Raw genomic sequence first — 7,564 nt, forward strand, 5'->3', positions numbered from 1 at the left:
TGAATGCCGACACCGGCAAGCCAGGCGCGGATGGTCGGACGGGGTACGACCTTGGCACACTGAAGTCAGGAGGGTATTCGTCCACCACTCCAGCTGACACAGTCCCAACTAGAACTGTTCGATGTACGCCGAGAAGCACCGGCACGCCGAGGAGTTGTATATCCGACGTACTGCGGCTCAGCGCGGTGCACCTACACTCAGACGTGCCCTTTTATGTGTCGATGACAACGCCACGACGAACTACTTCGGCTGCACTGACGGCATACGCATGAGCAGCACTCTGACGCGTGGACGCACGCAGGTGACCCCGTACGGCCATCACCCTGATGAAACGACGAACGGTTGCGCCATCGCAGCACTATTCGCGGCACTCGCGGGAATTGTGCCGGCCGCGATCGTTCTCGCGTGGATTGCGATCCGCGAGACAGCACGACGACCGCACGAGCAAGGCTTCGGCTTAGCCGTCGCTGCCATCGTCATCGCTGTCGTTGAGATAGCGGTTGTGGTCGTGTTGCTATTCAGTGTTGGTCTGCCGTTTGGCGATTGGACGGCTCAGTAGCGTGCCCGTAACTCGTCGCGAAGGCTCGCGCGTCACCCTCACCGCGGACCCAGTCCACTTGCCCAAACCTGAAGAAACGACGAACCTTTGTGCCTGCCTCGCACTGTTCGCCGCGCTCCTGGGCCTGATCCCGGTCACTGTTGTGTTCGCGTTCATTGCGTTCTCCGAAGTCCAAAGACGGCCGTACGAACGCGGCGCTGGCATTGCGATCTCGGCGCTTCTCATCGCCATCGTGGAGATCATCGCAACCCTCATTGCGCTTCGACATTTCGGCCTTCCACCCTTCAACGGTTAGGGGTACGTGAGTGGCAACACTTATGTCACATCACCGTGAGAGGTGTTCTCCCCCTGCGTCATTCAGCCGGTAGCGAGACGTGTTGAAGTATGACGAGTAACAGGGGGCGGGCCTAGACAGGCTCAGTCCGTACGTTACGGACTAGAACCCGCCCAGTGTGAGTTCCAGCTGACAACGGACTCGGGAGCCAGGCGGCAACCACTGACGTGGCGCCACTCCAACCCAGGGTAGTGATCTTTGCTTAGCATCGGGGGAACGGTCAGAACCCAAAGGTGCTGACTCGCATCTGTTTTCACTCGTCCTTGTTCATCGCCGATTTTACGTTATGTCATCACTGCAGCTACCAGGACAGCCGATTGGCGGGGCCTTCGATGGCCGTCCCCGCCCAAGGCGATCTGACAGAGGGGGGTGCCCGGGCGACCTAGGCGGTTCTCGCGAGGAGTGGGCGAGATCTAAACGCTCTTCCGGATCTCAGTCGCCTCCTTCCTTCGTTGCTCCCCACGAGTCCGTTAGCTGAGCGTGTATAGCGATTGCCCGTTTGCGGCGTATGCAGTTTCGGCGTCTCTGGCGACCAGCGCGGTGACACTGCTGATGGTGCTGCGTTGTTCCCAGTGTGTGCCGTCTGGGCTGCGCCAGACGGTGTTGGCGGTGTCAATGCCCCAGAGCGTGCCATCGGGTGCGGCCGCCAGGAGGGCTAGGGCCGGCGCATCGGGGACGATTGTGAAGGTCTGGGCGTCGTCGGTGCTGTGTTGCAGCCCTGCGGGGGTGGTCGCCCAGACGCCGTGGTCGGTGATCGTGAGTGCTGCTGCGGCCAGGGACGCGCCGGTGTTCCAGCTTGTCCCGTCGTCGGTCGATACGAGCAGGCGGTTGATTCCGTCGAAGCCTACGAGTAGTTGTCCGTTGGTGGCGAGCGCGTGGAAGTCGATTTGGCCGGCCACCGATCTCGGTGTCCATGTCTGCCCGCCATCTTCGCTGGCGACGAGTCCCAGCGGGTTGGGTGCCGAGCTCCGCGGGCTGGGATGGCCGGAGGCGAAGAGCCGGTCAGAGCCGGGTACCCCGGTCAGTCCCATGAAGTCGTCGTCGGAGGCGCCGACCCGGCTGGTGGTTCCGTCTGCGGTGAGGGCGACTACGCCGGTGTGAGTTCCGGCGAGGATGGTGCCGTCGTCGCGGATGTGCAGGGCGTGGAGGTGGTCGAGTTCTGGGGTCAGTGTCGTCTGCGCTGGGGCCGCCGGCGGTGGTGAGGATGTGGGTCGTTCCTGGGTGGAGCAGCCGGTCAGCACAGTCACCGTGGCGATGACTGAGAGAACGACCGCAGCAGTGCGGATAGACAGGCTCGAGGCAGGCAAGCGGCTACGACTTTCGTGTGGGTAGGGCCGAGTTCGGTAGTGGCGGCTCTGGTGGTGGGTGTGTTCGGCGTGGCGGCGAGACCGAGTAGAGAGTCACCCTGGCCCTCTGGGGGCGTCGTGATCACGACATCTGGGTGGGAGTGGAAGGTTGCGAAGATTCTTGACCGCAACGTCTTTGGAGAATGAGGGAGATCAGGACGGTACCAAGGTGGTGACGCGCCCCGGAGAGGTCGCCGATCGCAGCGAGGTGGCGGGCGAGACCGATGTGCGCGGCGAGGTGGCGGCGTCGGTTCGAGGTGACGCTGAGGTGGTGGGCGCGGTGGAAAAACTGGTGGGCCGAGTATGGCGTGGGTGCTCGGTAGACGTCTCGCATGGCATGCAGATACTGGCGATGATGGTCGTTCGGGGGCGAGTGCGTCTCCCTCGGGGTCTCGGTCACGGCGTATTCCTCGAACTGGTACGCGCAGGCCAGGTCAACCCGCGTCATCACACTACTATATAGCCTAGTAGTTAGCGACGCGGTGGGTGCTGGAGTTGGGGCGTCACGGGCGAACCTCTGCGGCATACTGGCTGGTGGTGCAGATGTGCGGACACACCGGAAGGGTGTGTTGACCGTGGGCTCAGCGAGCAGACGGCGGGGCGTCGGGGATCGAGACGAACGATGGGTGAGCATCCATGAGTGCAGCGGTGGTGTTAGTTGTTGCCGCAGGTGTGCTGGGCTGGTTGTGGCCTCGATGGATGGTTCGAGTGCAGGGCCGTATCGATGCTCGTTGGGTGTTGGTGGCCTGGCCGGCCGCACAGGTTATGTTTGCGTTGCTGTGGGTGGGAGCTGTTGTGACGCTGACGGTTCCCGGTCATTTCGGCATCCATTCGTTGTCTGAGGTGGTGTCGTGTCTGCGGGTGTTGTCACACGGCGCATCCCCGCGGGTGGAGGCGATCTCCGGTGGCGTGCTGGCGGCGGTGACCGTGGCAGCGATTGTCCGAGCAGTGACGATCGCGGTGCGATCGGCGATGCGGATGCGTGGTGCTCGTGAGGAGTATTTGCAGTCGTTGCGGTTGGTGGGCGCCCGCAGTGAGCGCTATCCCGATGTGTGGTGGCTCGCCGACGGGCGGCCGATGGCGTTTTGTCTGCCGGGTAAGAAAGCCGGCATCGCCGCCACGACCGGGTTGCGGGCGGCGTTGTCCGGTGAGGAACTCGATGCCGTCGTTGCCCATGAGCGCGCACACCGGCGGCAACGTCATCACACCGTGGTGTTGGCGGCCCGCGCTCTCGGGCGTGCGTTCCCGCTGATTCCGTTGTTCAGCCGGGCGGGCCGTGAGGTCTCCGACTTGGTCGAGCAAGCCGCCGATGCCCGCGCCGCCCAGCTGGTGGGTGCGCGGGCGGTCTGCTCGGCATTGGGAACGTTGGCCCGTTCGGGACCTGTAGCGGGCCCGGTGGGTGTGCTCTCGATCAGCGAGTCGTCGACGGTGGGGCCTCGGCTGAGCCGTTTGGACTCCGGTCGCCGGTGCCGATCGCGGCGTCATCATGTGGGTGCCGCCGCGGCGGTGGCTGGTGTGGTCGCGGTGCCGACCACACTGGCGGTGTCCGGTGTCGTGGCGGCGATGGTGATCGCGATGTGTGTGTAGCCGAGACCGACCCGGGCGGGCCCGACCGCTAGGGGTTGTTGAGAAGCTGCTGCATCCTGGCGATTTCGTTCTCTTGGTCAGTGACGATCTGACGTGCCAGGGCGATCGCCTCGGGCGATTGGCCGTCTTGGATTTCGGTCTTGGCCATGGCGATGGCGCCGCGGTGGTGTTCGATCATCTGCGTCAAGAACAGGCGCGACGCCTCGGCTCCTTGCGCGTCGCGTAGCTGCTGCATCTGTTCTGGCGACATCATTCCCATCATCGACGGCATCGGGGAGGCACCCGGTGCCATCGACGTGTCCATGTCCATGTTGTGCCCCTGGCCCTCGAGTGGGGCTCCCCACTGCTTCAGCCACGACTGCATCTGTTCGATCTCGGGCTGCTGAGCGTCTTTGATCTGCTGCGCCAGACTGACGACCTTGGGGTTGATGTTGTCTTTCTCCAGCAGGATGTCGCTCATCATGATCGCCTGGGTGTGGTGCGGGATCATCTGCTGGGCGAAAGAGATGTCCGCGCTGTTGTGTTCGGCAGTGGCCGCCGCCGACGATTCGGCGCTCGTTGAGCTGGTGCCCATGCCCGTCATCGAGGAATGATCCTCAGTCGAGGTGTCCGAACACGCGGCCACCACTGTCAGAACAGCCGCCGCGGCAGCAACGACGACACCGGTTCGTGTGGCTCTCATCGATCTCCTCCTTCAAGAGTGATACTTCGCCACCGCCCGGCGGCGCTTCGATAACGATTCTACTAACACCGATAGTAGTTAGTCGCCTACTCTACACCCTCCAAACGGGCCGTGAACTGCGCAAACACGGCCGCCAATGCCCCAATAGTTCGCTTCGTCGAGGTGTCGCGTGTGACTGGTGGGGCACAAGTGACTTGTGGTGTGATCTCGCGGGTACACGCACGGCACTCGTGCGTGGGTCTACGACGTCCGCGGGAAAGGTCCGACCGCATGCAGACGGTGTTGACATCGCTACGGGTCAAGGCGGGGCAGCAGTGGGGCCCCAAAGCGCTGGGGGTGGCAGCGGCGATGTGCGTGGGCGTTGCGCCTGTGATTGCCACCGCACCGGCGGCGGCCTCGACCGATGGACATGTGGCCGGGGAGTTGATCGCGATCGTGCAGGACTCGGTGAAGGCCGCATTGGGTGGTGCCGCGGCGGCGAGTTTGGGGGAGCCGATCACGCAGACGGCGTCCTGCCTGGGTGCTCAGGCCCAGTCGGGCAGCGTCGGCGATGCGGGCAGTGCGACCGCGCTGCAGTGCTTCGGCACGTTTTCGCTCATCGATCCGATAGACGGGTTCCGGATCATCGACGCGTTACCGCTGGCCCGGCTGGTGGCCACCCTGATCGCCGCGATCGTGCCGCACGATCCGAACGAGCCGCATGGCCCCCAGCCGCAGGAACCCGGAACGCCGACACCGCTGCTGCCCGGTAGTGGCGGTGCGGTGGCGCCGACTGCGGGTGAGATCACGTCCACCTTCGGTGACGGACGGGGCCATCAGGGCATTGATATCGGCAATGAACTGGGTGCGCCGATTGTCGCGGTGGCTGACGGGGAAGTCATCACCTCCGGACCCGCTGAGGGGTTCGGGTTGTGGATGCGGATCCGCCACGATGACGGCACGATCACCACCTACGGCCACAACGACGAGAATCTGCTCGAGCAGGGCGCGCGAGTACGGATGGGGCAATCGATCGCCACAGTGGGCAACCGTGGGGTCTCGACCGGCCCTCATCTGCATTTCGAGGTTCTCGACCCGACGGGAGTCAACGTCGATCCGGCACAGTGGCTGGCCGATCGCGGGGTGGTTCTGGCGATGGCCGCTGATGCCGACGCCCCCGCGCCGGGGCCGGTGGTGCCCCAGTGGGTCGGCGAACGACGCCTGTGACGAACCCGGTGTGGTGGGTCAGGAACGAACGAGGCGAGCGATGGCCGCCGAGGCTTCAGCGATCTTCTCCTGCGCCTCCTCGCCGCCGGCGTGGGCGGCATCGAGCACACAGTGGGTGAGATGGTCGTCGAGCAAACCCAGCGCCACCCCCTCCAGTGCCTTGGTCAGCGCCGAAATCTGGGTCAGGATGTCGATGCAGTACTGCTCCTCGTCGACCATCCGATAGATACCTCGGGATTGCCCCTCGATGCGCTTGAGGCGGGCCAGGTATTTGCCCTTGTCGCTGATGTAACCGTGGGAAGAGTGTTCCGAGGCAGAGGATTCTTCCGGGGTGGAGGATTGTCCCGGTGCGGACGCAGCGGTCATGGACTCACCTTCTCAATGGATCGCGGTCGGTTGTGCTGCAGTGCACGCACTGTACTCGCGCCTGGGTGCAGGTCGAGTCGGCGTAACAGTTGCGCGTTGAGTGCGACCACGACCGTCGAGGCTGACATCAGAATCGCTCCGACCGACATCGGCAGGACGAACCCGATGGGCGCGAGAATTCCGGCGGCCAGCGGTACCGAGATCAGGTTGTATCCCGCTGCCCACCACAGGTTCTGCTTCATTTTTCGGTAGCTGGCGTCCGACAGCTCGATGACCGACAGCACCGAGCGGGGGTCGTCGCTGGCGAGGATGACCCCGGCCGAGGCGATCGCGACGTCGGTGCCGGCCCCGATCGCGATGCCCACATCGGCCTGGGCCAGGGCGGGGGCGTCGTTGACGCCGTCGCCCACCATCGCCACCTTGCGTCCTTCGTGCTGCAGTTCGGCCACCTTGCTGGCTTTGTCTTCCGGGCGTACACCGGCGAACACCCGGTCGATACCGAGGTCGTGAGCGACGGTGTGCGCCACTGCTTCGGCGTCGCCGGTGATCATCACAACCTCGACCCCGCGGGCGTGCAGCGCCTCGACGGCTTGGCGGGATTCCCCGCGCACCTCATCAGCAAGTTTGACAGCTCCGATCAGCTCAGTGTCGCGGGTGACATGCAGGATGATTGCGCCGTCGGCGCGCCAGCGATCAGCGATGGCCAGTTCCTGATGGCCCTGTTCCTCGAGCATGCGGGGCCCGCCCACCCGCACTGTGGCGCCCTCGACGCGAGCGGTCACACCGACCGCCGGTGACGAGGTGAAGTCGGTGGCCGCCGGCACCGGCCGCGCGCGGTCGCCGGCCGCTGCGACAATTGCTCGCGCCAGCGGGTGCTCACTGTCGGCTTCGGCGCTGGCGGCCAGGGTGAGCACGGTGTCCTCATCGACGCCGTCGGCGGCCGCGATCTCGATGACCGTGGGCTCACCCTTGGTCAGGGTTCCGGTCTTGTCGAACAGCACCGCATCCACAGTGCGCATGGCCTCAAGTGCCAACCGGTCTTTGACCAGCACGCCGCCGCGGGCGGCGCGTTCGGTGGCAATGGCCACCACCAGGGGGATAGCCAAGCCGAGTGCGTGCGGGCAGGCGATGACCAGCACGGTGATGGTTCGAATCACCGCCTGGTCGGGTTGGCCGATGACCGTCCACACGATGGCGGTGATGATCGCTGAGCCGAGCGCGAACCAGAACAGCAGCGCTGCGGCGGAATCGGCCAGCCGCTGGGCGCGGGAGGTGGAGTTCTGCGCGTCTGCCACCAGGCGCTGAATCCCGGCCAGCGCCGTGTCGTCGCCGGTGGCGGTGATCTGGACCCGCAGCCCCGAGTCGGTGGCCACCGTGCCGGCCACCACCTGATCGCCGATGCCGCGGCGCACCGTGCGCGATTCTCCGGTGACCATGGATTCATCGAGCTCGGCCGAGCCGTCTACGACGCGACCGTCGGCCGG

The 7,564-nt window shown here is 65.0% G+C and carries 9 protein-coding genes; 4 read left to right on the plus strand and 5 right to left on the minus strand.

Going from position 1 to position 7,564, the window contains the following annotated elements:
• Window positions 1-121 precede the first annotated feature (121 nt).
• Both AS181_RS25110 and AS181_RS05445 read left to right on the plus strand, forming a co-directional pair.
• Window positions 122-559 (plus strand): hypothetical protein, encoded by a 438-nt coding sequence (locus tag AS181_RS25110; RefSeq protein ID WP_084811750.1) that lies wholly within the window; start codon window positions 122-124, stop codon window positions 557-559.
• 58 nt (window positions 560-617) lie between these two features.
• Window positions 618-854 carry a hypothetical protein gene (locus tag AS181_RS05445; protein ID WP_074852728.1) on the plus strand — a complete coding sequence of 79 codons (237 nt, stop codon included), beginning with the start codon at window positions 618-620 and terminating at the stop codon, window positions 852-854.
• Window positions 855-1,363: 509 nt separating this feature from the next.
• Here the strand turns inward: AS181_RS05445 and AS181_RS05450 are convergent.
• Together AS181_RS05450 and AS181_RS05455 are read right to left on the minus strand one after the other, a co-directional pair.
• Window positions 1,364-2,200, minus strand: a complete 837-nt coding sequence (locus AS181_RS05450; RefSeq protein ID WP_058250555.1) for a F510_1955 family glycosylhydrolase — start codon at window positions 2,198-2,200, stop codon at window positions 1,364-1,366.
• Between the two features lie 121 nt (window positions 2,201-2,321).
• A complete protein-coding gene (locus AS181_RS05455) occupies window positions 2,322-2,687 on the minus strand; it encodes a hypothetical protein (RefSeq protein WP_175404277.1) in 366 nt (121 codons plus the stop codon).
• A 347-nt stretch (window positions 2,688-3,034) separates the two neighbouring features.
• Here AS181_RS05455 and AS181_RS05460 point away from each other — a divergent pair, with 347 nt between their 5' ends.
• Entirely contained in the window at window positions 3,035-3,826 is a 792-nt protein-coding gene (locus AS181_RS05460; RefSeq protein WP_231742285.1) for a M56 family metallopeptidase, read from the plus strand.
• A 28-nt stretch (window positions 3,827-3,854) separates the two neighbouring features.
• Here the strand turns inward: AS181_RS05460 and AS181_RS05465 are convergent, their stop codons facing one another.
• Window positions 3,855-4,508, minus strand: coding sequence for a DUF305 domain-containing protein (locus AS181_RS05465; protein WP_058250557.1), 654 nt, complete (start codon window positions 4,506-4,508; stop codon window positions 3,855-3,857).
• 270 nt (window positions 4,509-4,778) lie between these two features.
• Between AS181_RS05465 and AS181_RS05470 the strand changes: the two genes are divergently transcribed.
• The gene (locus AS181_RS05470) at window positions 4,779-5,714 is read left to right on the plus strand and encodes a M23 family metallopeptidase (protein WP_058250558.1); all 936 of its coding nucleotides are present in this window, start codon (window positions 4,779-4,781) and stop codon (window positions 5,712-5,714) included.
• An 18-nt stretch (window positions 5,715-5,732) separates the two neighbouring features.
• Here AS181_RS05470 and AS181_RS05475 read toward each other — a convergent pair whose 3' ends face one another.
• Both AS181_RS05475 and AS181_RS05480 read right to left on the minus strand, forming a co-directional pair.
• On the minus strand, window positions 5,733-6,080 hold the full coding sequence (locus tag AS181_RS05475; RefSeq protein WP_058250559.1) for a metal-sensitive transcriptional regulator: 348 nt from the start codon (window positions 6,078-6,080) through the stop codon (window positions 5,733-5,735).
• A partial coding sequence (locus tag AS181_RS05480) for a heavy metal translocating P-type ATPase (RefSeq protein ID WP_058250607.1) occupies window positions 6,077-7,564 on the minus strand: 1,488 nt, incomplete at its 5' end. The genes AS181_RS05475 and AS181_RS05480, both read right to left, overlap by 4 nt.

Origin of the sequence: Gordonia sp. SGD-V-85 (genome assembly GCF_001456905.1) — a bacterium.
GTDB classification, from domain to species: Bacteria; Actinomycetota; Actinomycetes; order Mycobacteriales; family Mycobacteriaceae; genus Gordonia; species Gordonia hongkongensis.

Excerpts from the sequence above, each read along its gene's own strand:
- AS181_RS25110 (WP_084811750.1), top strand. The coding sequence starts at position 122 with ATGTACGCCGAGAAGCACCGGCACGCCGAGGAGTTGTATATCCGACGT.
- AS181_RS05455 (WP_175404277.1), bottom strand. The coding sequence starts at position 2,687 with ATGACGCGGGTTGACCTGGCCTGCGCGTACCAGTTCGAGGAATACGCC.
- AS181_RS05465 (WP_058250557.1), bottom strand. The coding sequence starts at position 4,508 with ATGAGAGCCACACGAACCGGTGTCGTCGTTGCTGCCGCGGCGGCTGTT.
- AS181_RS05470 (WP_058250558.1), top strand. The coding sequence starts at position 4,779 with ATGCAGACGGTGTTGACATCGCTACGGGTCAAGGCGGGGCAGCAGTGG.
- AS181_RS05475 (WP_058250559.1), bottom strand. The coding sequence starts at position 6,080 with ATGACCGCTGCGTCCGCACCGGGACAATCCTCCACCCCGGAAGAATCC.